This is a genomic window from Desulfofustis glycolicus DSM 9705, from assembly GCF_900130015.1.
Lineage (GTDB): Bacteria > Desulfobacterota > Desulfobulbia > Desulfobulbales > Desulfocapsaceae > Desulfofustis > Desulfofustis glycolicus.
Window position 1 is genome coordinate 230,529 of record NZ_FQXS01000002.1, and the last position, 24,521, is coordinate 255,049.

Annotated in this window: 17 protein-coding genes; 13 read left to right on the top strand and 4 right to left on the bottom strand. The window is 60.2% G+C overall.

Annotated elements, in window-relative coordinates:
• Window positions 1–16 precede the first annotated feature (16 nt).
• The 6 genes from fdrA to BUC26_RS03270 all read left to right on the top strand — a co-directional run bounded on the left by fdrA (window position 17) and on the right by BUC26_RS03270 (window position 5,897).
• Window positions 17–1,552 carry an acyl-CoA synthetase FdrA gene (fdrA, locus tag BUC26_RS03245; protein WP_073373389.1) on the top strand — a complete coding sequence of 512 codons (1,536 nt, stop codon included), beginning with the start codon at window positions 17–19 and terminating at the stop codon, window positions 1,550–1,552.
• The gene (locus tag BUC26_RS23535) at window positions 1,549–1,728 is read left to right on the top strand and encodes a fdrA domain protein (protein WP_073373390.1); all 180 of its coding nucleotides are present in this window, start codon (window positions 1,549–1,551) and stop codon (window positions 1,726–1,728) included. Before fdrA ends, BUC26_RS23535 begins: the two co-directional genes overlap by 4 nt.
• Before the next feature lie 37 nt (window positions 1,729–1,765).
• Window positions 1,766–3,001: a YlbE family protein gene (locus BUC26_RS03255; protein ID WP_073373391.1), complete on the top strand. Its 1,236-nt coding sequence runs from the start codon at window positions 1,766–1,768 to the stop codon at window positions 2,999–3,001.
• Entirely contained in the window at window positions 2,998–4,335 is a 1,338-nt protein-coding gene (locus BUC26_RS03260; RefSeq protein ID WP_073373392.1) for an amidase, read from the top strand. The genes BUC26_RS03255 and BUC26_RS03260 overlap by 4 nt, the downstream gene beginning before the upstream one ends.
• Before the next feature lie 21 nt (window positions 4,336–4,356).
• Window positions 4,357–4,836, top strand: a complete 480-nt coding sequence (locus BUC26_RS03265) for an ureidoglycolate lyase (RefSeq protein ID WP_073373393.1) — start codon at window positions 4,357–4,359, stop codon at window positions 4,834–4,836.
• Window positions 4,837–4,940: 104 nt separating this feature from the next.
• Window positions 4,941–5,897 (top strand): bile acid:sodium symporter family protein, encoded by a 957-nt coding sequence (locus BUC26_RS03270; RefSeq protein ID WP_073373394.1) that lies wholly within the window; start codon window positions 4,941–4,943, stop codon window positions 5,895–5,897.
• 138 nt (window positions 5,898–6,035) lie between these two features.
• Here the strand turns inward: BUC26_RS03270 and BUC26_RS03275 are convergent, their stop codons facing one another.
• Window positions 6,036–6,893, bottom strand: a complete 858-nt coding sequence (locus BUC26_RS03275) for an alpha/beta fold hydrolase (RefSeq protein WP_073373395.1) — start codon at window positions 6,891–6,893, stop codon at window positions 6,036–6,038.
• Window positions 6,894–7,674: 781 nt separating this feature from the next.
• Between BUC26_RS03275 and BUC26_RS03285 the strand changes: the two genes are divergently transcribed.
• From BUC26_RS03285 to BUC26_RS03295, 3 genes are all read left to right on the top strand, one after another.
• Window positions 7,675–8,511: a cache domain-containing protein gene (locus BUC26_RS03285; protein ID WP_073373397.1), complete on the top strand. Its 837-nt coding sequence runs from the start codon at window positions 7,675–7,677 to the stop codon at window positions 8,509–8,511.
• 36 nt (window positions 8,512–8,547) lie between these two features.
• Window positions 8,548–9,930, top strand: a complete 1,383-nt coding sequence (locus BUC26_RS03290; protein ID WP_073373398.1) for an ATP-binding protein — start codon at window positions 8,548–8,550, stop codon at window positions 9,928–9,930.
• 227 nt (window positions 9,931–10,157) lie between these two features.
• Window positions 10,158–12,122 (top strand): monovalent cation:proton antiporter family protein, encoded by a 1,965-nt coding sequence (locus tag BUC26_RS03295; RefSeq protein WP_073373399.1) that lies wholly within the window; start codon window positions 10,158–10,160, stop codon window positions 12,120–12,122.
• A gap of 198 nt (window positions 12,123–12,320) precedes the next feature.
• Here BUC26_RS03295 and BUC26_RS03300 read toward each other — a convergent pair whose 3' ends face one another.
• Together BUC26_RS03300 and BUC26_RS03305 are read right to left on the bottom strand one after the other, a co-directional pair.
• Complete coding sequence (locus tag BUC26_RS03300; RefSeq protein WP_073373400.1) at window positions 12,321–12,905, bottom strand: YajG family lipoprotein; 585 nt, start codon at window positions 12,903–12,905, stop codon at window positions 12,321–12,323.
• A 236-nt stretch (window positions 12,906–13,141) separates the two neighbouring features.
• Window positions 13,142–13,468 carry a hypothetical protein gene (locus tag BUC26_RS03305; protein ID WP_073373401.1) on the bottom strand — a complete coding sequence of 109 codons (327 nt, stop codon included), beginning with the start codon at window positions 13,466–13,468 and terminating at the stop codon, window positions 13,142–13,144.
• A gap of 250 nt (window positions 13,469–13,718) precedes the next feature.
• Between BUC26_RS03305 and BUC26_RS03310 the strand changes: the two genes are divergently transcribed.
• Both BUC26_RS03310 and BUC26_RS03315 read left to right on the top strand, forming a co-directional pair.
• A complete protein-coding gene (locus BUC26_RS03310; protein ID WP_073373402.1) occupies window positions 13,719–14,486 on the top strand; it encodes a GAF domain-containing protein in 768 nt (255 codons plus the stop codon).
• A 351-nt stretch (window positions 14,487–14,837) separates the two neighbouring features.
• Window positions 14,838–15,242, top strand: a complete 405-nt coding sequence (locus tag BUC26_RS03315) for a hypothetical protein (protein ID WP_073373403.1) — start codon at window positions 14,838–14,840, stop codon at window positions 15,240–15,242.
• Window positions 15,243–15,245: 3 nt separating this feature from the next.
• On the opposite strand, the gene BUC26_RS03320 is transcribed toward BUC26_RS03315, so the two are convergent.
• Window positions 15,246–15,431, bottom strand: a complete 186-nt coding sequence (locus tag BUC26_RS03320; protein WP_073373404.1) for a rubredoxin-like domain-containing protein — start codon at window positions 15,429–15,431, stop codon at window positions 15,246–15,248.
• Between the two features lie 562 nt (window positions 15,432–15,993).
• On the opposite strand from BUC26_RS03320, the gene BUC26_RS03325 reads away from it, so the two are divergent.
• Together BUC26_RS03325 and BUC26_RS03330 are read left to right on the top strand one after the other, a co-directional pair.
• Window positions 15,994–23,205: a non-ribosomal peptide synthetase gene (locus tag BUC26_RS03325; RefSeq protein WP_143165892.1), complete on the top strand. Its 7,212-nt coding sequence runs from the start codon at window positions 15,994–15,996 to the stop codon at window positions 23,203–23,205.
• Window positions 23,202–24,518 (top strand): aromatic amino acid transport family protein, encoded by a 1,317-nt coding sequence (locus tag BUC26_RS03330; RefSeq protein WP_073373406.1) that lies wholly within the window; start codon window positions 23,202–23,204, stop codon window positions 24,516–24,518. Before BUC26_RS03325 ends, BUC26_RS03330 begins: the two co-directional genes overlap by 4 nt.
• Window positions 24,519–24,521 lie beyond the last annotated feature (3 nt).

Consider the following 24,521-nt stretch of genomic DNA (forward strand, 5'->3'; position numbering starts at 1 on the left):
CAAGAGGTTATGTATTATGTTCGAAACAACTACCATCGTAACGGCAAGTTATTTTGATTCGGTCGTCCTGATGCGGGTCGCCAGCCAGCTGAAAAAGCGGGACGGCATCACGGAAGTGGCGATGTTCATGGGCACGGAAGGCAACCATGAACTCCTCGACCAAGTCGGCCTGGCAACGGCTGAAAGCAAACATGCCGGCCCCCAGGACCTGATCATCATTGTCCGGGCGGACACCCAGGCCCTGGCTGAGCAGACCAGCACGGAAGCAGCTGCGATGCTCTCCGCCAAGAGGGAAACCGATCAATCGGAACTATCCTACCGGCCGCGGATGCTCGATCGCGCCCTCGGCTTTCTGCCGGACGCCTCACTGGCCGCCATTTCCATCCCCGGTGCCTACGCCGCTCGGGAAACCCAAAACTGCCTGGCGCATGATCTCAACGTCTTCCTGTTCAGCGATAACGTCGCGTTGGACGACGAGGCACGACTGAAGAAAATCGCCCTGGACAAAGGACTGCTGCTCATGGGGCCGGACTGCGGCACCGCCTATCTCAACGGGGTCGGCCTCGGTTTCACCAACGTAGTGCGCCGGGGCAGGATCGGCTGTGTGGCCGCCGCCGGTACCGGCCTGCAGGCCGTGGTCTGCCGCGCAGACCACCGTGGTGAGGGGATTTCACACGGTATCGGCGTCGGCGGCCGCGACCTGAGCGGAGAGGTCGGCGGCCTGATGACCAGCTACGCCCTGTCGCTGCTCGATCAAGATCCGGCCACCGAGGTCATCATCCTGATCTCGAAACCGCCGCACCCCGAGGTTGCCCGTAGCCTTGAGCAGACCTGTCGGCAGCTGGCCACACCGGTGATCACCTGTTTTCAGGGCACCACCCTCGACTCCGACGCCTTCATCCAGAGCGCAACGCTCGATGAGGCCGCCGACCGAGCGGTCTGCCTGCTCGGCAACACGCCCTTCGTTCCGCGAAACTTTACCGATATAGCCCGCATCAAGCAATTGCTCGATCATCAGCAATCGACAGCGGCAGGAAGGCGGATTATCGGTCTGTTTACCGGGGGGACACTGGCCAAAGAAGCATATCTGCTACTTCGCCCGCTGCTCGGAACCGTCTCCGCCGATCTTGACCAGGCCGGCAGCCACTGCCTGGTCGACCTCGGCGACGACCGCTATACCGTGGGCAAGCCGCACCCGATGATCGCCCCGGAAAACCGGACCGAAGTCTTATTGGAACTGGCCACCGCCGGCCGGCTCGATGACTGCGGAGCACTCCTCTTCGATTTGGTGCTCGGCCATGGCTCGCACGCTGATCCGGCGAGCGAGCTTGCCGCCGGCCTGGCCGAATTACGCAGTCGGCACGGCCTGACCATACCGGCTATCGTCAGTCTGATTGGCACCGAGGGCGACCCACAATCACTCGTCGAACAGCAGCGCGTCCTGAACGAGGCCGGCGCTACCGTTTTTCTGATTAATAGTGAAGCAGCCCGTTATGCGGCCCTGCTCGTCGTCCCCGACTGCCGCCAGGCATTAATGGAGGTACGCCCATGACCGACAAACAATCACCGCTGACCCGCGAGGTGCGGGTCATCAATATCGGCCTCGAACGCTTCGCCGACGATCTGCGCAGCCTCGGCGTCCAGGTGGTCCAAATGGATTGGCGGCCGCCGGCGGGCGGCGACAAAAAGCTGATCGAGATCCTGGACCGCCTCAAAGACCGGTCATGAAACCATCCTTTCTCCACATCAAGCAGAAGAGAGTGTCATGAACATTACTGAAGCCAACCGACAATGCCTTGACAAGATCCAGGCGAGCACCGCGGTCTGGAGCGATATCCGGCCGGCCCATGAAGTCATCTCCGGCATGACCGACTATACCGTACTGCACGCCGGCCCCCCCCTGACCTGGGAGCAGATGTGCGGGCCGATGCGCGGCGCCATCACCGGGGCCTGCATCTACGAGGGCTGGGCGACCTCTCCGGACGAAGTCGACAGGCTGGCCAGCGGCGGCAAACTGGTCTTCGATTCCAGTCATCATCGCCATGCCATCGGTCCGATGTCGGGAATCATCACGCCGACCATGGAGGTCAACGTCGTTAGAAACGAGCCTTTCGGCATCGAGACCTACTCGACGCTCTATATGGGCATCGGCAAAGTGCTCCGGCACGGCGCCTTCGATGACGAGGTGATGACCAAACTCCGCTGGATGAACCAGGAGCTGGCGCCGCTGCTCAAGGCCGCTCTGCAGGCGGCAGGCGGCATCGATATCAAGAGCATCGTCGCCCAGTCACTGCAGATGGGTGACGAGCTGCACAACCGCAACAAGGCGAGCAACGCACTGCTGCTGAACAGCCTTGTACAACACCTGATCGAAGTCGGCACGAAGGAGGAGGCGATCCGGGCCATCGACTTTATCGACAAGGCCGGTCATTTCATTCTCAATGTGGTCATGGCCGGTTCTAAAGGGATGCTCGACGCCGGCAGCGGCATAGACGGTTCGACGATCGTCACCGCCATCGCCCGCAACGGTTACGAGGCCGGAATTCGGGTCAGCGGCCTCGGCGACCGGTGGTTCACGGCCCCCGCCCCGCCCATCGACGGCGTTTACTTCCCCGGGTTCGGACCGGAAGACGCCAATCCCGACCTGGGCGACTCGGCCATTACCGAGACCATCGGACTCGGCTCCTTTTCCATGGCCGGTGCGCCGGCCGTGGTCGAGTACATCGGCGGCACCGCCCAGTTCGCGGTGGAGACCTCGCTGAAGATGTACGAGATCACCGTCGACGAACACCAGACCTACAAGCTGCCGCCGCTCAATTTCCGCGGCGCGCCGCTCGGTATCGATATCCGCCGGGTGGTCGAAACCGGCATCACCCCGGTAATCAATACCGGTATCGCCTGCAAGCGCCCGGGAGTCGGCCAGATCGGCGCCGGGCTGACGGCCATCCCGTTGCAGTGTTTTACCGCAGCACTCGAGGCCTTCGCCCAGCAATCGACATGAACCCGCCCTGCGAACTGACCGCCGGGGAAGCGCTGCGCCTGATGGCAGACGACCGTCTCGACAGTGAGGCGCTGGCCGTATCCTGCCTGGAACGCATCGACCGGCTGGAACCCGCCGTCGGCGCCTGGGCACACCTCAGCCCGGAGCACTTGCTCGCCCAGGCCAGACAAGCGGACCAGCGCCGCCGCGAAGGCCAAGCGGCGGGCCTGGTGCTCAACGGCATTCCGGTCGGCGTCAAGGATATCTTCGATACCTGCGATCTGCCGACGGAAAATGGAACGAGCGTCGACCACGGGCGACAACCGGCCACGGATGCCAGGGTGGTCGAGTTGCTCCGTGCTGCCGGCGCACTGATCGCCGGCAAAACCGTCACCGCCGAACTGGCCGTCTACGCCCCCGGCAAGACTACCAATCCGCACGACCATTCCAGGACACCGGGCGGGTCGTCGAGCGGCTCAGCGGCCGCCGTGGCCTGCTCGATGGTACCGCTGGCCATCGGCACCCAGACCAACGGCTCGGTGATCCGGCCGGCCTCCTACTGCGGCGTCGTCGGCTACAAACCTACCGGCGGCTTGCTTGCCAGGGCCGGTATTCTGTGTCAAGCACCGAGCCTCGACCAGGTTGGCGTCTTTTCCCGCCGCGTCTTCGACAGCGCCCTGCTCGTCTCGGCCCTCACCGATCGGAGCCGGCTGCACGGCGATACCCAGCCCTGGTCGCCACCGGATCTTGCCCGGCTGCACAACGGCAGCGCCGCTCCGCCACGCCTGGCCCTGGCTCGCACCGCCGTCTGGCCGGAAGCAAGCAAAACCACCAGAGAAGCCATACTCACCGGGATAACCACTCTCGGTGTCGACATCGAAGAAATCGTGCTGCCGGACATCGCCGGCAGGGCCGTCGGTTGCCATCGCACCATCATGCTGGCGGAGATGGCCTATCACTACTGGCACTTTTACGACCACCACCACCTGCAGATCAGCCCACAGCTGCTGGCAATGATCGAAGAAGGTCAGGCCATCGGACTGGCCATCTATCTTGAAGCACGGGAACTGGCTGCTGAAATCACCGACGCCGTCGAACAGGCGCTCGCCGGTTTTGACGGCGTCCTGACCCCCGCCACCCCGACACCGGCGCCGCGCGGTCTGGCATCGACAGGCAGCCCGATATTTTGTACACTCTGGAGCCTTTGCGGCGTCCCCGCCCTGTCGCTGCCCCTGTTGACAGGCGAGGACGATCTGCCGCTGGGGCTGCAGATCGTCGCCCCGCGCGGAATGGATAGCAGATTACTGCAGGCGGCCCAATGGCTCGAGGAAGCAGGGCCGACTGACCAATCATAAACGCATCAAGGAACAACCACTATGATCCTGACGACCACCCCACTCGATCCGGCAACGTTTGCCCGTTTCGGCCAAGTCCTGATGGCCGAAACGGGGATCCCGGAATACAACTCCTGGGCAGGACGGGTCGAGAATCTACGCCCGGAGGCACGGCTCAACGTCACCTACATGAGCATGCATCAGGCCCCCTGTCCTGCCCGGATAACCCAATTCGAGCGGCACCCGTTCTCGCACCAGATGTTCGTACCCCTCGAAGGCACCCAGCACCTGGTCATCGTCTGCCCGTCGCTGGCCAATGGCGAACCGGATCTGGCCCGGATTGCACCGTTTCACGCAACGGGCGGCCAGACGGTGATCTATTCCGCCAATGTCTGGCATACTCCCCGGACCGTGCTCAACGCGTCGGGGGCCTTTATCATGCTCCGCTGGGATGCCGGAAATTCAATGGATACCGAATTTTTCGATCTCGATCTGCCGTTTGACGTGCACTATCCGCAGTGATCGGCACCCCGGCAACCCTGCTCCGCAGACAAACCTTTGCAGAAGCCCCGTGCATCCGGTATGAATGCGTCGACAAAATCCGGATTTCATCTATGGGGTAGGTCGTGCTCGGTTTTCTCAAACAACAATGGTTTATCCTCGGCATTGCGGCAGCCGCCGCGATCGGCTTCGTCGAGCCGGACTGGGGAGCGGTTCTGCAGGACTACGACATCTTCAGCATCGGTATTTTCCTGTCCTTTTTCGCCACCGGCTTGTGCCTGGAGACCCGGGCCATTCTTCGCCAGGTCAGATCGGTCAGGGCACCAGTCGCCGCCCTGCTGTCATCCCTGATCCTCTACCCGCTGCTCGCCTGGGGAGCTGCCCTGCCGCTGTTGCCGGCTGAATTCATCGTTGGTGTCTGTATCATCGGCACCGCTCCGGTAACCGTGTCCTCCGGAACGATCATGACTGCCATCGCCCGCGGCAATGTGCCGCTGTCGCTGCTGATCTGTATACTCACCAGCTTCCTGGCCATCTTTACCATTCCGGTGATGCTCAATCTCCTTCTCTCGGTCGGCCGGGATATCGACCTGCCGGTCCTACACATGCTTGGCGGACTCGCGCTCAAAGCCTTGCTCCCCCTGATTCTCGGGCTGCTGGCCAGGCCGGCGGCAAAAGGTTTTGTCAAGAGATACAGCCACCACCTGTCGATTTTTCAATCCGGCATCATCATTCTGGTCATCTTCAATGCGGTCAGCAACTCGGCCGACGATCTGGCCGATTTGGGCAGCTCGATCATCACCGTCACGGTTTTTATGATCTGCCTGCACGTGTTCATGCTGGTCTTCAATTTCCTGTTCGCCCGCCTGATCAGGCTGGACCACGCCTCTCTGGTGGCCTTTACCATCCATACCTCGCAAAAGACGCTGGCCATCAGCTATATCGTCTGGGCCGGCCATTTCGCCGCCGACTATCCGGCGGCCTTCATCCCGGCAATCATCTGCCAGCTCACCCAGATGACACTCGGCACCTTTGTTGCCGATTTTTTCAAAAACCACCGCCGGTCGCCTGCCCACACCTGATCCGTGCGGCAGCTATCAATGCTCAGGGCCGCAGCACGGCCGCCCGCCACTGAACCAAACATCCTTCCTGCTGCTTGTGTACCGGCGGCAGCCGATACCGGCCACCTTGAAAACCGGCACGTGCACCTAATCTCACGATTAGCGAGCCGTAGAATCTGTCGAGGCAGCCGGCGTTTTCGCTTCCACGGCTGCCAGAAAATCAACCAAGGCCCGGTTGAACAGATCCGGTTCCTCGGTATTGACGGCGTGACCGCTTCGGGGGAAGACCCACAGGGCGGCATCGGGCAGCGTCTTCTTGAGCAACAGGCTCGGCTCCAACGCCGGGGCATCCTCATCGCCGACGACGATCATCACCGGCAGGTTCACTTCGCGCAACAGATGCGTCATCTCATGGAGGGACGGCCGTTTGGCCTGGATGCCGCGCAGGGTCAGACTTGCACCCAGCGGATCGAGCGCTGTCGCCATATGCTCGACAAAGTCCTGCCAGCCCCGCGGGTCTTTTCTTTTGAAGGCCAGCCGTGTCGGCCCGTTGGCATAGGTCCGGGTCGCCTGCGCGATATCGGCCTCAATGCCGTCGGCCAGCACCTCATTGCTGGCCAACCAGGCGGCACGTTCAGCGGCGATGGAACCGTATCCGCAGCCGCAGAGGGTAACCGAACGGGCCCGTTGACCGTACCGCAGAGCGAAATCAAGCGCGGTGACACTGCCCATGGACAGACCGACGATATGGGCCGTGTCGATGTGCAGAGCCGTCAATAGCCGGGCCAGATCGTCGCCGGCGATCTGCTGACTGTAAGCGGACTGCTCGCGGGATACATCCGACGGTGGATAGCCTCTGGCATTATAGGCGATACAACGGTAAGACCGGCTCAGATAACGCAGCTGGGCCTCCCAGCTGCGCAGATTCCCCCCGAACTCATGGGCAAACACCACCGGGACTCCGGAACCGGCTTCTTCGTAGTACAACCGGACTGAATTGGATTCGATATATGGCATGATTTTCTCAACTCCCTAGGGGAGCTTGAAAAATTCGGAATTTCGTTCAAGGTCGAGGCGCGCAAGAAAATTTTAACGCAGTCATATATATGATATTCCGATGATAAAATTCGATTGCGCAACGATGAGATTGGGCGAAACCACAATTTTTCAAGGTTCCCCTTAGATTGATCTTGGCAATGGCGCCAAGACTATTCACCGTGCCGGGCTGGAGCTGCCCACCCTTCTGCGATGATGGCCTCCGCCGGTTGCCGTTTCTTCAAACCCGAAGCATGAAAACTGATGATGTAGTGAAGACCATCGGCACCGAGAGTAATCCTCGTTCGGGAGCAGCCCCATCCGTTCTTGTGTATACAGGTATACTTTCACCTCATCGCCCCGTCAACAGCTTTTGGCTCCCTCCGGGAAAACCCGGATTTCGGTTCATCACCGAAACAAAGGAGACCTCTACGCGAAAGGCGGAACCTTCCGCTGCAAGGGGATGGAGTGCACCTATCCTCCTCAGAAACTCTGCGAAAACCCCACGTTCCAAAAAGTGTTTGTCGACACGTCCAATAATGCGCATTATACACCATCCCGGTGACAGCCAAGTCCTCCTGATAATGATCTGAGAAAACCGATAGTACCCGACATCCCTGCGGATCAGTTAATGCGCAACAGCCAAAAAACGGCTATGATACCCGGCAACAGGCGTCGGAACGAAACGCTATGACACTGACCGGCAGGGGACCTTGGCCCATTGTCCCGATCAGGGGGTATGTTCCATAACACCAGGAGTCGCATGTTTTTCCCTCGTCCTCGATCCATCAGCGCGATTCTGAACCTGCTTATTATGATCGCGGTGTTACCCGTCCTGGGTATTCTGATCCACTCAAGTATTGAACAACGACAGCGCCACATCGAGGATGCCGAACGGGAAGTCCTGCTGATTACCCGATCCATGGCCGAAGTCCTGACCGGTGTTACCGACTCGGTCAGGCAGACCCTAACCACCCTGGCCTCGATCGATGCTATCCGTAACGGCGACTTGCCACGCTGCGCCGACCTGTTGCGCACCACCTGTGCCGGCAATCCACGCATCTATAGCATCTCCCTGACCGACGCATCAGGCAGTGTAGTGGCCGCCAGTCGACCGTTTACCAGCGTGTCACTGGCGGATCGACGGCACGTTCGGCAGGCGTTTGCCACGGGGCAATTTGCACCTGGAGAATACATCGTCACCAGAATGGGCGGCAAAAAATCAGGTTTCTCCTTCGCCTACCCGATCCCGGATCGAGCCGGCAGCCCCCACATGGTCTTGACGGCAGTTCTCTTTCTTGATCGAATCAGTGGCTTTCTCGATTTTTCCAATCTGCCTGACGGCTCGTTCATGGCCATAACCGATTATCGGGGCATCAGGGTTCTGTACTATCCGGCCAGCGAAACGAATCCGATTGGTGTCCCGATCCGCCCCGAAAGCTGGGAGATTGGCCGGGACAGCCTGCAATCGAAGCTATTTAGACAACAGGGTTCGGATGGACGAAAACGAATCTTTGCCGTCGAACCGCTCAGACTATCCCCCGGAGAACCACCCTACCTCTATGCCTGGGCCGGCATTCCGGAAGAGCAGGTCCTGTAGCCACTCAATGACATCCTGTGGCGAAACCTGCTACTGATGGTCCTGATCACCGGCCTGGCAATGGCGGTCTCCCGGTTGCTCGGCACGGTCTCCTTTATCAGGCCACTCCGCCGGCTGGTCGCCGCCACCGCCAGAGTCGCCGAAGGCAACCTGGCAACGCGCAGCGGATTGAACTCGTGCGGCGGTGAAATCGGGGCACTTGCCGTGGCCTTCGACAACATGACCGACTCGCTGCAACGTAACAGGGCTGAACTGCAGCAACGGGAACGTCACCTTGAAGAGGCACAGCGCATTGCCCACATAGGCAGCTGGGAATGGGACGCGCAGCGAGACGTTTTCCTGTGGTCCAAGGAACTTTATCGAATTCTTGAGGTCAATCCCGATAATGATCCTCCGGCTCTTTCCCGGCTGGGTGATAGTATCGGTCTCGATAGCCTACATAGGCTGCGAACGGCTATGTTCGATACCCTGAAACAGGAAAAGGACTTCGAGGTGGAACTCCAACGCTCCAGAACAGATGCCACCTCCAGCTGGCTGGTGGTCCGCGGCGAGCGGCTCACGCCAAGCCGGCTGCGCGGTACCGTCCTCGATATCTCGTCCCGGAAACAGGCGGAGATGGAACGTCAATCGATTCACGAGCAATTACTCCACTCCCAACGACTGGAATCGATCGGTCGTCTCGCCGGCGGCGTTGCCCACGATTTCAACAACATGCTCGGGGTGATCATCGGCTATACCGAGTTGTCTCTGGAAAAGTTGCCGCCCCACGACCCGTTACGCGCCAACCTGCAGGAGGTGCACAAAGCCGCCAGCCGCTCCAGTGAACTGGTCCGGCAATTATTGGCTTTTGCCCGGCGTCAAACAGCCACGCCGAAGGTGCTCGATCTCAACACTACCATCGCCGCCATGCTGACCATGCTGCAACGCTTGATCGGCGAAGACATCGAGCTGCTCTGGCAGCCGGCCGACGGACTCTGGCCGGTACGCATCGACCCCGGGCAGGTCGACCAGATCCTCGCCAACCTCTGCGTCAACGCCCGTGACGCAATGACTGGAACCGGCCGGATGGTTATCGCCACCACCAATTTCACCGCTACCTGTGACCATTATCATGGCATGGAAGCATGTCCGCCGGGCGATTACGCGCAGATCGTGGTGAGCGACAACGGATGCGGCATGGATGCCGAGGTGAGAAAGCAGATTTTCGAACCGTTTTTCACTACCAAAGAACTGGGTAAAGGCACCGGTCTCGGACTGTCCACGATATTCGGCATCGTCGGTCAGAATAATGGTTTTATCGAGGTCAGCAGTCAGTCCGGCGCCGGAACGACCTTTACCGTTAACCTTCCCCGTTTCCGCAACAGCGAAAGACGGTTTCCAGAGAGCGAGGAATCCCGGTCGACAACCAACTCTGCATAGCCATAGGGCATCCACAGAGCACCGCTTTCCTCCATAACCGTTCCCTTCACGCTAAGATAATTCCAGAGCCCCTCGGTGTACAAAAATATATTGCTCTCTGGTATAGTACGTGACGGTGCGGTCCTGTATCCGGAAATCGCCGCTTGCCTGATCTGAAGATCAGTAATCCCGCGGCCGGGCGATTTGATCTGCGCCCCGACGAGTGAGGAACTACCTGCAAATACGTTATGGGCATTACGACCGATATCATCATCATTGTGCTTGCCGCCTTCTTCTGCGGCCTGATCATGCAGCGGCTGCAGCAGCCGCTGATCCTCGGCTACATCATCGCCGGCATCATCCTCGGCCCGCATTCCGGCGGCTTTACCATCAGCCAGACCCACGACATCGAACTGCTCGCTGAGATCGGGGTGGCCCTGTTACTGTTTGCACTCGGCCTGGAATTCTCTCTCAAGGATCTCAAACCGGTCAAGTTCATCGCTCTGATCGGCACGCCCATCCAGATCGTACTGACCATCGTCTTTGGTTACGGCCTCGGCATGATGTTCAATCTGGACTGGAACAGTTCATTATGGCTCGGCGCGATGATCAGCCTGTCCTCGACCATGGTCCTGCTGAAAACCCTGATGAACCAGGGCTGGCTCGGCACCCTGTCGAGCAAGGTGATGATCGGCATGCTCATCGTACAGGACCTGGCCGTGGTACCGATGATGATCATTCTGCCCCAGCTCAACGATCCCGCCTCCGGCCTCAGTTCACTCGGCAGCGCCGCGATCACCGCCATGCTGTTTCTGGCCGCCATGCTCGTACTCGGCACCAAACTGCTGCCGGCTGTTCTCCGCCATATTGCCCGGCTCGGCTCGCGCGAGCTCTTTCTGCTGGCCATTACCGCCATCGGGCTCGGGGTCGGCTATGCGACCCACTTGGTCGGCCTCAGTTTTGCGTTTGGCGCTTTTGTCGCCGGCATGGTGCTCAGCGAATCGGATTACGGCCACCAGGCGCTCAGCGATATCATCCCGCTGCGCGACCTGTTCAGCCTGCTCTTTTTCGCCTCTGTCGGTATGCTGCTCGACCCCACCTTCCTGGTGGAAAACTGGCGGCAAGTGGCCCTGCTGGTCCTGCTGGTCAGTATCGGCAAGGGGCTTATCTTCGGCACGTTGGCGATAATCTTCCGTTATGGTAACGTCGTACCGCTGGCCGTCGGCCTCGGCCTGTTCCAGATCGGCGAGTTTTCCTTCGTACTTGCCCGGGTCGGCGTAGCCACCGAATCGATCGACACGGACCTCTACAACCTGGTCCTGACCGCAGCGGTCACAACGATGATCATGACACCGCTCATTTCCTCGCAAACCTCACGGCTCTACGCGCTGAAAAAGAAATGGTTCCGTCACGAACCGCTGGAAAGCGTCAATATCCCGGAGGAAGGGCTGCACGATCATGTGGTCATTGCCGGCAGCGGCCGGGTCGGTTTCCGTATCGCCGAGGTGCTCAAACGGCTCGACGTGTCATTCGTCCTGGTCGAACTCGATCAGCAACGGGTAGAGCAGGCCAAAGAGGCTGGTTTTCCGGTGGTCTACGGTGACGGCAGTCACCGCATCGTCCTCGACGTCCTGTCGGTACAGACCGCCTCATTGCTGGTAGTGACCATCCCGAGCATTGTCACCGCCCAGGCGATCATCAAGCAAGCCCGCAAAATCAACCAGCAGATGCGGGTCGTCGCCCGTATCTCGGAGCCCGAGTTTTTTGAGGTGTTCAAAGAATTACGGGTCAACGACCTGGTCTACCCGGAATTTGAGGCCGGCCTGGAGATGACCAGGCAGGTATTGTTCCACCTCCATCTGACACCCTCGGAGATCCAGCGCCAGACAGAAACCATGCGTCAGGAATTCCTCGCCCCGCAACTTGCGGACGGTGAGCACTTCCGCACGCTCGGCCAACTCTGCGCCGCCGATCTGCAATTTGACCTGGAATGGATCAGACTCGAACCGGACAATACCCTGATCGATCGCAGCATCGGCGAGGCGGCCATCCGCCGCAGCACCGGTGCGTCGGTGGTCGGGGTGATGCGCGACAAAGAGTTGACACCGAACCCCGGTCCGGAATTCACATTTCAGAAAAACGATATGGTGGCCATTATCGGTTCCGAAACGGCTCGCCAGGCCTTTCGTCTTTTCCAGCCGATCGTCGCTTAACCAACCATTTTTGAACCAAATTATTATCGAACCTTGAGCAGGGAAATGCTAGACTGGAGCTGATTACAGACTGCACAAGCCCCTGACCACCCGAGGCCAGATCGAGCAAACCATCAGGAAGCTTAGTGCCGCCTGCCGAAAGCAGCGTGTCTCAAACTATGTCTCCAGCCTGACTGATGATCCGCCGCCACTTTTCGGTCACTTCCCGCCGACAATCATCTTCCTGATTTCCTGATCTTCGAGAATCTGCTGAACGATCCTTGATAACTGCTCGTTGAGCAGTGGTTCCAACTCATCGAGGTCGGGCCGGGTTACCGACACGCGGGTCGACTCCTTGCGATAGCGTTTCGTCAACGAGTCGCCGTGGCCGGTGATCGTTATCGAAACCGCGCTGACGGCCTTGATGTCATAGAGGACCTTGGGCTTGGTGACCGTTGCCAACACCTCTTCAATAGCGAGTTCCAGATGGGCCGGCGCCTGCTGCGAAAAGACCAGGCCCTGTTCGCGAAACCCATTCGTCAATTGTTCGGCTACGACGATGTGCGGCGGATTACGGTTGGGGATCGGTACCGGAGGATCATCTTTAATCAGATAGCGGACAACTTCCTGATACTCCCTGCCGTCATGCCCCCGCAGGGAGATCGCCGAACCATCGGGATATATGTTTTCCGGTTGCGTGGCAACACTGAGGGTGAGATTGGCATCCAGCGGCAGAGTCGGGGCACAGCCGACAAACAGCAATAGACAGGCACATGCACAGACAAAAAGATTCCACGGTTTCATAATCTGCTCCGGGAAGAAATTGAAATGGCTCGCATTACAACCAAAGACAGCTGGGACCCCGCAGCCACATTCAGGCCATGAGCAACCAGCCGCCATCAGAGGCGATATGGTGAAACTGTAACGGTCCCGAGCCGCAGCGTCAAGCGGCGCCACTTCCCAACATGACCGATTTTGCCGACAATCAAAGGACCGCAGGCAGCAAACATGCAGCGCACCCTTGTATGCGGAAAAACGCCTTATTCTTTCTTGTGTTTTATTTCTTCTTCGATATAACGCAGGATATAACGACGCCCGTTGATCGTCGAGCTGATCGTCCAGACGAGCAGCAGGACACCCAGGCCAAGCACCAGCGGCAGTGCCGGGCGAGGAACCAGGAAAGCAGCCGCCACAAGCACGAGCATGCCGATGGCGAGAAACTTCATGGCCCGGCTCCTCGCCTGCTGAATAATTTCGTGGGCCGCCTGTTCGGTAGTGACGCCGCTGCGACGCATTGCTTCACACATGGTCTCATAGGCGAGTTGGTGCCGCCGTGCCATGCGACCAAAAGGATCACTGAGATTCATAGATAACCAGGGTAGAGCGTGTCATGAGAGAAAGATGTCACCATGTCGATTGGCGGGCAACGCAGTTCATAGCGCGCGAGACCGCATACTCCCAAGGATTGACCTCCGGCCGTCGCAGCCCTGCGCGAAAGGACCACGCCGCTTGACTGTTTTCGTGACGAGCATCCATTGATCTGGTACCATAATCAATGTCGCCGCAAAAGACCAGCAACGAAAAGGGCGCCACTGCCGGTAAAAAACCTCCGTTCATATGAATAACACTCCGAGTCCAGATCAGAAAATTGCCGCGCTGATGGCCTGCGCTCGGACCGTTCTGCAGAAGCGTTCCTTTCCCGAGTGCGCCCGATCGCTCTTTGATCACTGCTGCCGTCTGACCGGTGCTGTCTCCGGTTATGTGGCACTGCTGAGCGCTGACGGCCATGAAAACGAAGTGTTATTTCTCGAAGCCGGGAACCTTCCCTGCTCCGTCGACCCGCTCCTGCCGATGCCGATCCGCGGGCTACGCGCCACCGCCTATCACCGCCACCAGACGGTATACGACAACGACTTCATGAACAGCCGGTGGGTCGCCTTTATGCCGACAGGCCACGTCGACCTGCACAATGTGCTCTTTGCGCCGCTCAATATCAACGGCCAGACCGTGGGCATTATGGGACTGGCCAACAAACCGTCGGATTTCACCGACGACGACGCCGAGATCGCCTCAGTCATTGGCGAACTGGCGGCCATTGCCCTGGCCAACAGCCGCTATCTCGACCTGCTCAACGAAAAAACCGCCTCCCTGGAGCGGGCCCTGGCCGAGATCAAAACTCTGCGCGGCCTGTTGCCGATCTGTTCTCAGTGCCGCAAGGTCCGTGACGACGCCGGACTCTGGCAGCGGCTGGAGGCCTATCTGGAACAACATACCGATACCCGCTTTACCCACGGTCTCTGTCCCAATTGCGTCAGGGAATTATATCCGGATGAAGCAGACGCGATTCTCGGCGGTCCCAAGGATCTTAATCCGTCCCAGTCCTGAGCTGGTACTGCGATGTGTCTATCCATTCCGATAGCTGATCTCTTCCAAAACGGTAGATATTGTCTGCCAGATGACAACCGATTCCTCCCCAAATCAAGTGGGAACCTTGAAAAATTGTCATTCCGCCCAATCTCATCGTTGCGCAATCAAATTTTATCCTCGGAATATCATGTTATATGCCTGCGGTAAAATTTTCTTGCCCGCCTCGATCTTGAACGCCGCCTCGATCTTGAACGCCGCCTCGATCTTGAACGAAATTCCAAATTTCTCAAGCTCCCCACGTGGTTGTCTCTTTCAAGATTCCCGTAAGATTATCGGAATATATTCTGGCTTTCTCACAAACGGTTTCCGATGAAAAAACCGGACTGGATGGAACGGGCCGAGGAACCCCTTGGTTGCTGGGCGGTTTTTATCGGCGAAAACGGACCGACCACTGAAAAGATCACTGGCCGGCTCCATATAACGACCTGGAATGTCTATTTCGTTGCCGGTCTGCACCTTGATCACCGTGCCGGACTGATGATGGCCGGCGGCCGGTTCGGCTATCACGCCGATGTCCGGCCGCCGTTTCAGATCAGCGATAAACGGATCAAAATCGCCCGGAATCGAATACGCCGCGTCACCACCTCACGCCAGTGGCTGATTCTCGGATCACTGCACCTGCTCCTGGTCAGCGGGGAAGAACTGGTCTTTCGCTTCGGTGCCACACCGCTGCGCGGCGCCGTGGCCGCCCTGACACCCGGGAGTGGCGGCTGAGGCTCAGAGCCGTGGATCGACGTTGCCCAGCCCGCCGCAATCGGGGGTGTAGCAGGTGACATCTTTAAAATCGCAATTCTCCTTGCAACTGGGACACTTTTCGGGCGGCGTCGCCGACTGGACGGTCCTGCCGCATTTGCCGCACTTCCAATAAGGATCGTTTTTCCCCGGGGTGGTTGTTTCTGCCATTTCTTTCTCCTTTGATTCACCACAAAGTGAACACTTTTGTTTTATGTTGACGACGGACGACCCGCCACCTGCCGCCACTACCGGCAAAGTGCTTGCGTCACCCGCTGTTCGGATACGCATCCGCAACGCTTCTTCTCTCCTCCCGCCGGCCTGTCTCGAATCCGTCTGTACACGATAATGCATTCCCCGGGGTGGACCAGTGAAATCTCAACCCGGTGGCACGCGCTCTTCCCGGCGAAGTATCCTCGTCGGCACCAAAAGTCGACGGATTGCGAGCAGGCCTTTCCTGATTTACAAGCCGCTGGAGCTTAGCTGATAAGTGTGATACGCTAAACGGCATACCGGGGCCAGAGCAGCGTGTTCCCGTTGTCCGGAACGATCTTGGCAGGCCCGGTGTTTGGTGTTCGCCATCTTCCGGCAATCGGCGGATCGCCGATGGACAGTTGATGTCCAGGCTGCTCAGACTGCTCCTGCCGGCAAAGAAGCAGCGCATTACCAATCATACAAAACGTATGAGCTGCGGTTTCGAGCCGCAGCTCTGAACCATACAGATGAGGTTGTCATGTCTTTTGAAATGTTCGAACCGACCCGAAACCAACAGGCCACTATCGAATGGAGCCACTTGATCGGCAACTGCTGCACGGTGTTTCGACTGGAAGGGAACGTGGACACGGCGCGTCTCCGTGCTGCGGTGCACGATGTCGTGCAACGCTGTCCGTCATTCTCCTGCCGTTTTCTGCGCCTGGACGGCGCCCTGCGGATTTTTTACAGCAAGGAAATTGAAGGCGACCTGGAGGTCATTGATCTCGGCGAACGTGAGGAAGCGGCTCATTCGCTGATCGAAACGCTGCAGGACCGGCGTTTCCGTCTCGACGGCGGGGCACCGTATCTCTTCTGCCTGTTGCAAGGCCAAAGCGTTCATTACCTGGTGTTCGTCTGTCACCCGGTGATCATTGACCGTTTTTCGCTCAAGCCCCTGTTCGCCGCTCTTGCCACCGCCTATCGCGGGGAGCGTTTGCTCGAATCACTCGGGTTGCCGCAACCCCTCCTGGTCGAAACGGAGCGAGCCCGGATAGCTGATCCTCGGTATCGGGAAAGCATGCGTTTCTGGTTGCAGATGCTCCGGGATGCGTCATTCGAGTGGCGGCCGCCCCGGGTCGAAGACCAGGTGGCCGGCAGCTATTTTAATGTTGCTCTGTCGGCACAGAAAACCGCCACCCTGCGCGACGTCGCAAAACAATTCGACATCGGCCTCGATCAGCTCCTGCTCTTTTCGTTTCATCTCTTCTTGTATCGGATCACTCGCAGCGAGACGGTATTGACCTTGTATCATCACCGTATCCACATCGATGCCCCGGAAGAGATCGGCTTCAGCATCAACCGGCCGACCTTTAAAAGCCTGCTGGTCCCCGGCCAAACAGTGGCCGGGTTCCTGCGCCAGGCAGCCCGTCTTTACAAACAGGCCCGCCATCATTCCGATCTGCCGCTTAGTGAGCTGATCGAAGAATTCAGAAAGGACAACCCGGATGGTCGCCCGGCCAACGTGCTCTTCGACGAAGATGCCCAGCCCTATCGGGAACTCAGGCTGCCCGGCGTGACGGCGACACTGCTGCCGAATTATTCCCATCGCCTGCAAGTTGAGGATATCGCAATCTATTTTTCTCTTGACGACACCGTGTCCTTCCATGTCCTGGCCCGTTCCCCGCAGGAAACGCCCGGTCTGCGCGGAGCGTTCGACCATTACCTGACACTGCTCGGACAATTGCCCGTAGACCTCCACCGCAGTGTTGATCAGATCCGCCTCTTCGACGAGACACTGCGCGCCCGGGCGCTGGCGTTGGCCGACGGCGGTGAACGGCTGGCAGCACCGGTCGATGTCCTGGCCCTCTTTGCCGGCGTCTGCACCCGCATGCCGGAGGCGCCGGCCCTGCGCTTCAACGATACCGTGTTCTCCTATGCCCAGCTTTCGGCAACCGCCGGATCAGTGGCGGCGCACCTCAGACCGCTGGTCGCCGGCAGGCCGGACGTGCTGATCGGCATCTGCCTGTCGCGCAGTGAACGAATGATCCAGGCCATCCTTGGCGTTCTGGCGGCACCTGGTGGCTACGTGCCGCTCGACCCGCAGATGCCCGCCGAACGGCTCCGCTTCATCGCCGAGGACGCCCGCCTCGCGGCGGTAATCGCCGACGAAAGCACGCAGCGGCTCATCGCCTCGGTCGCCGCCTGTCCGGTGCTCGACATCGCCGAACTGCTCGATCGCCCTGCGCCCGTCGACACTCCGCCCGCCGCCGTTGCCGGCAGCACCGCTTACATCATCTACACCTCCGGCACGACCGGCATTCCAAAGGGAGTCGTCATCGAGCGCGGCATGCTCGCCCACTTCATCGCCTCGCTCGAAGGGGTATGGGAAAACGGGGTCGGCAGCCGCTGGGCCCAGTTCGCTTCGGTAAACTTCGATGCCAGCGTCCTGGAGATCTTCAACTCCTTGACCCATGGCGCCGAACTGGTGGTCGTTCCGAGTGAAGTGCGCGGCGATCCCGAAGCGATTTTCAGCCTGTTGCGCGAGGCACGCATCAGCCACGCCTTTCTTCCACCCGCCCTGCTGCGGCTGTTGCCGCGTCGACCCCTGCCGGACCTGCGCGCGATCTTCTGCGGCGGTGAGGCGAGCGACGAGGATACCGTGCGCTTCTGGTCCAAAGCCGTGGATCTGGCCAATATCTACGGCCCGACCGAAACGACAGTCATGGCCACCATTAACCGCATGGGCGGCTTCAAGGCCGCCAACCATCTCGGCCGCCCCCTGCGCGGTTACCACACCTATCTGCTCGACAGCGACGGAGAGCTGACGCCTATCGGCGGCATCGGCGAAATCGTGGTCGGCGGTGAGACCGTGGCCCGCGAATATCTGGGCCGCCCCGAACTCAACGCCCAGAAATTTCTCGCCAATCCCTACGGCCCCGGGCATATCTACCGCACCGGCGACCTGGGCCGTTTTCTGCCCAACGGTGAGCTGGAATTTCTCGGGCGCAGCGATTTTCAGGTAAAAATCCGCGGCTTCCGGATGGAACTCGGCGATATCGAGACCGCCATCGCCGACCAGCCTGAAGTCACCGGCGTTTATGTCGGCGCTATCGACCAGCCGGGCGGCAAACAACTGCTGGCCTGGTACGTCGGTCCCGGACTGCGGCCGGAAACCCTGCGTGAGAGGCTCGGCAAGCGGTTGCAACATTACATGATTCCCAGTTTCCTGATCCCGATCGACACTTTTCCGCTCAACATCAGCGGTAAGATCGACCGTACTCGCCTGCCCATGCCGACGCCCGGCCAGGGCCCCGGTCAGGCAGCATCGCTCGACGAACTCGAGCGGCAGATCCGGGACATCTGGGCCGCCACCCTGCACCTGCCTCCCGAATCCCTCAGCGGTGACAGCAATTTCTTCCATCTGGGCGGTCACTCGCTGCTCGCCGCACAGGTCTGCACCACCCTGTCAACCACACTTGGCAATACCTTTCGTCCCAAGCAGCTGTTCGAGCATCCGGTCCTGGCCGATTTCTGCGACCAGGTGCGCGCCACCGAACCGGACACCGACCCGCTTCCGCCATTGACGGCAACCGGCGAGACCTCTGCGGTGGTTACCAACCGCTTTATCGGTATGCTCTTCAGCCGGACCCTGGGTCGGCCGGAAGACAACACCTACAACATCGTCGTGCGCATCGATTTCTCGCGCCAGATTAACCCACTGGCATTGCGCCGGGCCTTCCACGACCTGCTCGCCGCCAACCCCATTTTCCGCGCCGCCTTCAGCGAGGAGCACGGCGAGTTGTGGCTGCGCGCCTCCGAGGGGGACCTGCCCGCCATTTCCCTGGTCGACAGCTCCGCCGACACCATTGCCGCCCGTGCCGAAGCGCTGCGCGACAAACCGCTGGGAATGTCCGAGGCACCGCTCTGGCGCGGCGAAATCCACTGCACTGCCGCCGGCGACACGACGCTGATCTTCTGCGTTCATCACGCGCTCTTCGATGGCTGGTCGCTGAACCTGTTGCTGGCGGAACTCGCTGCCCGCTACGAAGGCCGCGATTGTGCGCCGCGCCTCACCTGGTTCGACTACTGGCGCTGGGCCCCCTGTCTGCCGAACAGCCGTCCCTTCCGCGATTCCATCGCCTACTGGAAAGAGAAGCTCGCCGGCGTCGACGCCCATACCGAACTGCCCGCCGATTTCCGGCACAAACGACCCGACGCCAATGCCTCCATTAACCTGCGTATCGAGCCGGCCACCGTCGCCGTTCTCAAGGACTTTGCCGACGCGCGGAACATGACCCTTTCGCCGCTGTTGATGGCCCTCTACGTTACCTGGATCTGGCGCTTGACCGGCCAGGAAGAGCTGGTCTTGAGTTATCCCTATGCGGCGCGCGACATACCCGGCACCGAAGAAATGTACGCCGCTTTCGTCACCATGGGCTACCTACGCCAAACCGTGCAGCCGCGCCGGCCGTTCAGCGAGTTGGCCCTGGCCGTGCACCGCCAGATGCTCGACGACAAGGAACACCTTATCGCCACCCCGCACGACGCGGAAATAGCCGGGCTCGAATCGCTCAATCTTATTTTCAGTCTGCAGAGCGGTATCGGCCTTGAAGGCGGTTTCGGCGGCGCCACCTTCCGCGCCGACGAACTCCCGTCAAAGACCTCCAAAGCCGACATCGCCGGGATTTTTTACCAAAGCGGCGACGGGGCCATCGAGGGGCGGGTCGAATACGATAGCTCGCTGTTTCAACCCGAAACGATCGCCGGCTTCCTGGAAATCTTCAAGACACTGGTGGAAGATGCCGCCCATCGCCCCGAGGCCCGTGTCAGCGAACTGGCCTATCAGTCCGACGCCGCCCTCGCCCGCTTCATGGAGTTTTCCTGCGGCGAGCGGCTCGACCGTCCGGACACGACTATTGCCGCGCGCTTCGCAGAGATCGCGGACACCCTTCCGGATCGCCCCGCGCTGCTCTTCAAAGACCGGCGTCACACCTTCCGTGAATTGGCCGACTGGAGCGATCGTATCGCCGCCGGACTGCTCCGCCGCGTCACCTCCGGGGCGCGAATCGGCCTGAGCATGCAGAAGAGCGACGGCCTTGTCGCCACCGTGCTGGCCATCCTCAAGCTCGGTTGCGCCTATATTCCGTTGGATCCGAGCTATCCGCCGGACCGGGTGCGTTTCTTCGTGGAAAATGGCGGTGTCGACCTCGTCGCCGCCGACGCTGAAAGCCGCGCCGCGCTCGCCGCCATCGGTCTTAACCACCTCGACTACATCGACCCGCTCGCCGAGGCAATTCCGCGCGACACGCCGCTGCCGCCGGTTGAACCGCACACCCTCGCCTACGTCATTCACACCTCCGGCTCGACCGGCCAGCCCAAGGGCGTGATGATCGAGCAGGCAAGTGTCGTCCGGTTGGCACAAGCTGCCGCCGCGGCATTCGGGCTCTCGGAAGACAGCCTCTCCGCGCTGATCGCCTCGATGAACTTTGATGCCAGCGTGATCGAGATCTTCCCCTGTCTGCTCGAAGGCCACACGTTGACCGTCATCCCCGAGGCCGACCGCACAGACCCGGCCGCCCTGCACCGCACCTTGCGCGAAAGCGGCGTAACCCACGCGATTCTCTCGCCGGTGGTCCTGCAGAACCTGCCGCGCGAAGAAATCCCGTCGCTGCGTATGCTCGGTTTCGGCGGCGATGTGCTCGACGAGGCGACCGCCCGCTGGTGGAGCCGGCACACCCGCCTGTTCAGCCTCTACGGGCCGACTGAAACCACCGTCATGTCCTCGCTCGGCCAGATCCTGCCGGATAGCAATCCGCGCATCATCGGCACGCCGCTCGCCGGCTACCGCATGTACCTGCTGAACAGCTACAAGCAGCCTGTCCCGCTCGGTGCAGTCGGTGAAATCTGCATCGGCGGCATGAACCTGGCGCGCGGTTACCTGAACCGCGACGACCTTACCCTCGAACGGTTCGTACTCGACCCGTTTGACGGTTCACCCTACGCGCTGATGTATCTCAGTGGCGACCTCGGTCGTTTCCAAGCCGACGGTACGATCGAATACTTCGGGCGCAACGACGCCCAGGTCAAACTGCGCGGCTTCCGCATCGAACTCGGCGAGATCGAGGCCTGCCTCAGCTCGTTCCCGGGACTGCACCAGGTCGTCTGCGCCGCCAAGGGCGAAAGCGAGAACCGCTATCTCGCCGCCTACTACGTCGCCGACACTGATCTCGATGACGATGCGCTCCGCCGCCACACCGAAGATGTTCTTCCGGACTACATGACACCTTCCTTCTTTGTCCGGCTCGACGCGCTACCCGCCTCGCCCAACGGCAAGGTGGACCGCAAGGCTCTGCCCGCCGTCGCCGGCAAGGTCAGCGCCAATCCACCGCGCGACGGACTTGAGCGCCAACTCGCCGAGATCTGGGAAGAGTTGCTGCGCTACCGGGGCATCGGCCGGGACGACAGCTTCTTTCATGTCGGCGGCAACTCTTTGCTCGCCGTTCGCCTGCAGAACGAGCTGCGCCAGCGACTCGGCATCGACTTCACGATGGGTGAGTTCTACAGCCAGCCGACCATCGCAGCCCTTGCCTCCGGGCACAGCGTCAACCACATCCAACAGGCGATCAGCGATGCCCGGACCGGGATCGATATCCTCGACCCGGCGCCGCACGCCACCGTCCCCGCCGCAATAAGCCGCGTCCTGCTGACCGGCGCGCGCGGCTTTCTCGGCTGCTGGCTGCTCGATGAGCTGATTCGCAGCGGCGCCTTCGTCCAGTGTCTGCTGCGTTGCAGCGACGAAGCCGAGGGGTTGGAAAGCCTTCGCAAGCAAGCCCTGACCGCCGGCATCAGCCCCGATTTCTCGCGCGTCGGCATCCTCATCGGCGATCTTGCCAAGCCCGGCCTTGGTCTGGCCGACGAGACCTATCAATCCCTGGCCGACGACATCGACGTCATCGTCCATTGCGGCGCCTTCGTCCATCACCTGCACAGCTACGCGACGATGAAGGCGACCAATGTGAACGCCACCGCCGAACTGCTGCGACTTGCCCTGACCAGGCGGCAAAAGCCGTTCTGTTTTGTCTCGACGCTCTCCGTGGCGACCGCCATCGCCGATGTCACCCAAGCCGACGAGGCGATCTTGCCGAATCCTCCGGTCATCGACAACGGCTACCTGCTAACCAAGTGGGTCGGCGAACAACTCGTCGCGCAGTGCGCGGAACGCTTCGGCCTACCCACCGTCATCGCCCGCGCCGGCAACATTACCGGCAGCAGTGTCAGCGGATTCAGCAACTATGAGCACAACCATTTCTGGCTGTTCAACAAGGGCTGCCTGCAACTCGGCGCCTTTCCCGACATCGCCGAGACCGTTGAAATGACGCCGGTCGATGTGCTTGCCCGGGCTATCGCCGGCTTGGCCCTCGCGCCTCGCGACTCGCTGCTCGTTGCCAACCTGAGCAACCCGAACAGCCTCTCGCTGCGTGAGTTTTTCCAGGCGCTCGGTAACTGCGGCCTGGCCGCCGACCCGGAACCGACCACCACCTGGCAGCAGCGCCTCGTCACCATCGGCGAAGACAACGCCCTGGCTCAGCTCAAAGGGTTTTACGAAGGCGACCTTTCCGGCGACCCGCCGCCGACCGAGCAGACGGCAACACTCACCGCCCTTGAGGCCCTGGGCATCGATTTTGCCGCCGACTACGAAAAACTGATCCCGCTCTATGTCGCATATCTGACGGATGAGGGCTTCCTGCCGTGAGCGTCACCAAACGAGACGATGCTCCTGATCCGGCCTCACCGTTTAACGAGTGGGGTTGGATCCTGACCATGTTCGGCACCGCGGTCGGGGCGGGCATTCTCTATCTGCCCGTACAGGCTGGCTCGACCGGCATCTGGGCCCTGGCCGTTTTATCCCTGCTGCTGTTGCCGCTGATCTACTATTCCCACAAAAACGTCGTCACTATCGTGCTTGCCGGCGGCAGCGATGCAAATTACGCACGTGTGCTGGCCGGTGGCTGCGGCCGTTTCTTCAGCGAAGGACTGGTAGCTCTCTATTTTCTCACCTTTTTTGTCCTACTCTATTCCTACCTTCTGGGCCTGAGCGCCAACATGACGGATTTCCTCGACAAAATGGGAGTTCCAGCAGTTGGCTGGCTCACCGGGGGCCGGCTCAACCTGCTCATCGTCGGCGCTTTTGCCGCGCTTCACCTGATCGGCGAGAAGGCCATCCTGCGCGTTATGAGCGCCATTTCCTCGGTGTTGATCGTGTTGCTCTTCGGCATCTCGGTGTACCTGATTCCGTTCTGGGACCCCACGCCTTATCTCGGCACCCCGTCGCCGCTCCATTTCGTCGACGACCTGCTGCTGATCCTGCCCATTCTGACCCTGTCGTTTCTCTTCTTCCCGGCGTTGTCGTCGATGGTTGCCGCCTACCGTAACTCGACCGCCACCACCGGTGAACCTGCGCAGGACACAGCCCGTCTCAACCTGATTGTGCTGAAGACCACACTGTTGTTGTTGCTCTTCGTGCTGTTCTTCGTCTTTTCCTGTCTTCTCAGTCTTTCCCCCCAGGCCTTTGCCGATGCCGCCAAGCACAATCTCAACTGCCTGGCCCTGCTCGGTGATCGGGCCGGCATCAACCCGGTCGTTGCCGAAGTTGGCCCGGTGCTCGGACTCGGTGCTTTGATCACCTCATTTATCGGCGTCTTTTTCGCCGTCCGCGAATCCGCCCTGCAACTGGTGCAACGCGGACTCTCGCTGGCTGGAAGCACCACCGTGGACCGCTCTTCGGCCGTGCAATCCCGGCGGCAGAGCACCACCGTTCAACTCGTGCTGTTTGCCAGCCTCTGGCTCCTGTCCCTCGTCAATCCCTCCGTCATGAGCCTGTTCGGCCTGGTCATCTCACCCCTGGTCGCCATCTTCATCTTCATCATGCCCGTCGTGGTACTCGCACGCACCCATGGCCTCCGGATGCTGCTCAGGCCTTCCAGTATCCTGGTCCTGATGACCGGATTGCTCGTTCTCTTCTCCTTCGAACTGGGAACAGTGATCAAAAATCATTTCGGTTTCTGAGCC

Bases quoted from the DNA above. Each gene is read 5' to 3' on its own strand.
- fdrA (WP_073373389.1), top strand. From the start codon at position 17: ATGTTCGAAACAACTACCATCGTAACGGCAAGTTATTTTGATTCGGTC.
- BUC26_RS23535 (WP_073373390.1), top strand. From the start codon at position 1,549: ATGACCGACAAACAATCACCGCTGACCCGCGAGGTGCGGGTCATCAAT.
- BUC26_RS03255 (WP_073373391.1), top strand. From the start codon at position 1,766: ATGAACATTACTGAAGCCAACCGACAATGCCTTGACAAGATCCAGGCG.
- BUC26_RS03260 (WP_073373392.1), top strand. From the start codon at position 2,998: ATGAACCCGCCCTGCGAACTGACCGCCGGGGAAGCGCTGCGCCTGATG.
- BUC26_RS03265 (WP_073373393.1), top strand. From the start codon at position 4,357: ATGATCCTGACGACCACCCCACTCGATCCGGCAACGTTTGCCCGTTTC.
- BUC26_RS03275 (WP_073373395.1), bottom strand. From the start codon at position 6,893: ATGCCATATATCGAATCCAATTCAGTCCGGTTGTACTACGAAGAAGCC.
- BUC26_RS03285 (WP_073373397.1), top strand. From the start codon at position 7,675: ATGTTTTTCCCTCGTCCTCGATCCATCAGCGCGATTCTGAACCTGCTT.
- BUC26_RS03290 (WP_073373398.1), top strand. From the start codon at position 8,548: ATGGTCCTGATCACCGGCCTGGCAATGGCGGTCTCCCGGTTGCTCGGC.
- BUC26_RS03295 (WP_073373399.1), top strand. From the start codon at position 10,158: ATGGGCATTACGACCGATATCATCATCATTGTGCTTGCCGCCTTCTTC.
- BUC26_RS03300 (WP_073373400.1), bottom strand. From the start codon at position 12,905: ATGAAACCGTGGAATCTTTTTGTCTGTGCATGTGCCTGTCTATTGCTG.
- BUC26_RS03305 (WP_073373401.1), bottom strand. From the start codon at position 13,468: ATGAATCTCAGTGATCCTTTTGGTCGCATGGCACGGCGGCACCAACTC.
- BUC26_RS03310 (WP_073373402.1), top strand. From the start codon at position 13,719: ATGAATAACACTCCGAGTCCAGATCAGAAAATTGCCGCGCTGATGGCC.
- BUC26_RS03315 (WP_073373403.1), top strand. From the start codon at position 14,838: ATGAAAAAACCGGACTGGATGGAACGGGCCGAGGAACCCCTTGGTTGC.
- BUC26_RS03320 (WP_073373404.1), bottom strand. From the start codon at position 15,431: ATGGCAGAAACAACCACCCCGGGGAAAAACGATCCTTATTGGAAGTGC.
- BUC26_RS03325 (WP_143165892.1), top strand. From the start codon at position 15,994: ATGTCTTTTGAAATGTTCGAACCGACCCGAAACCAACAGGCCACTATC.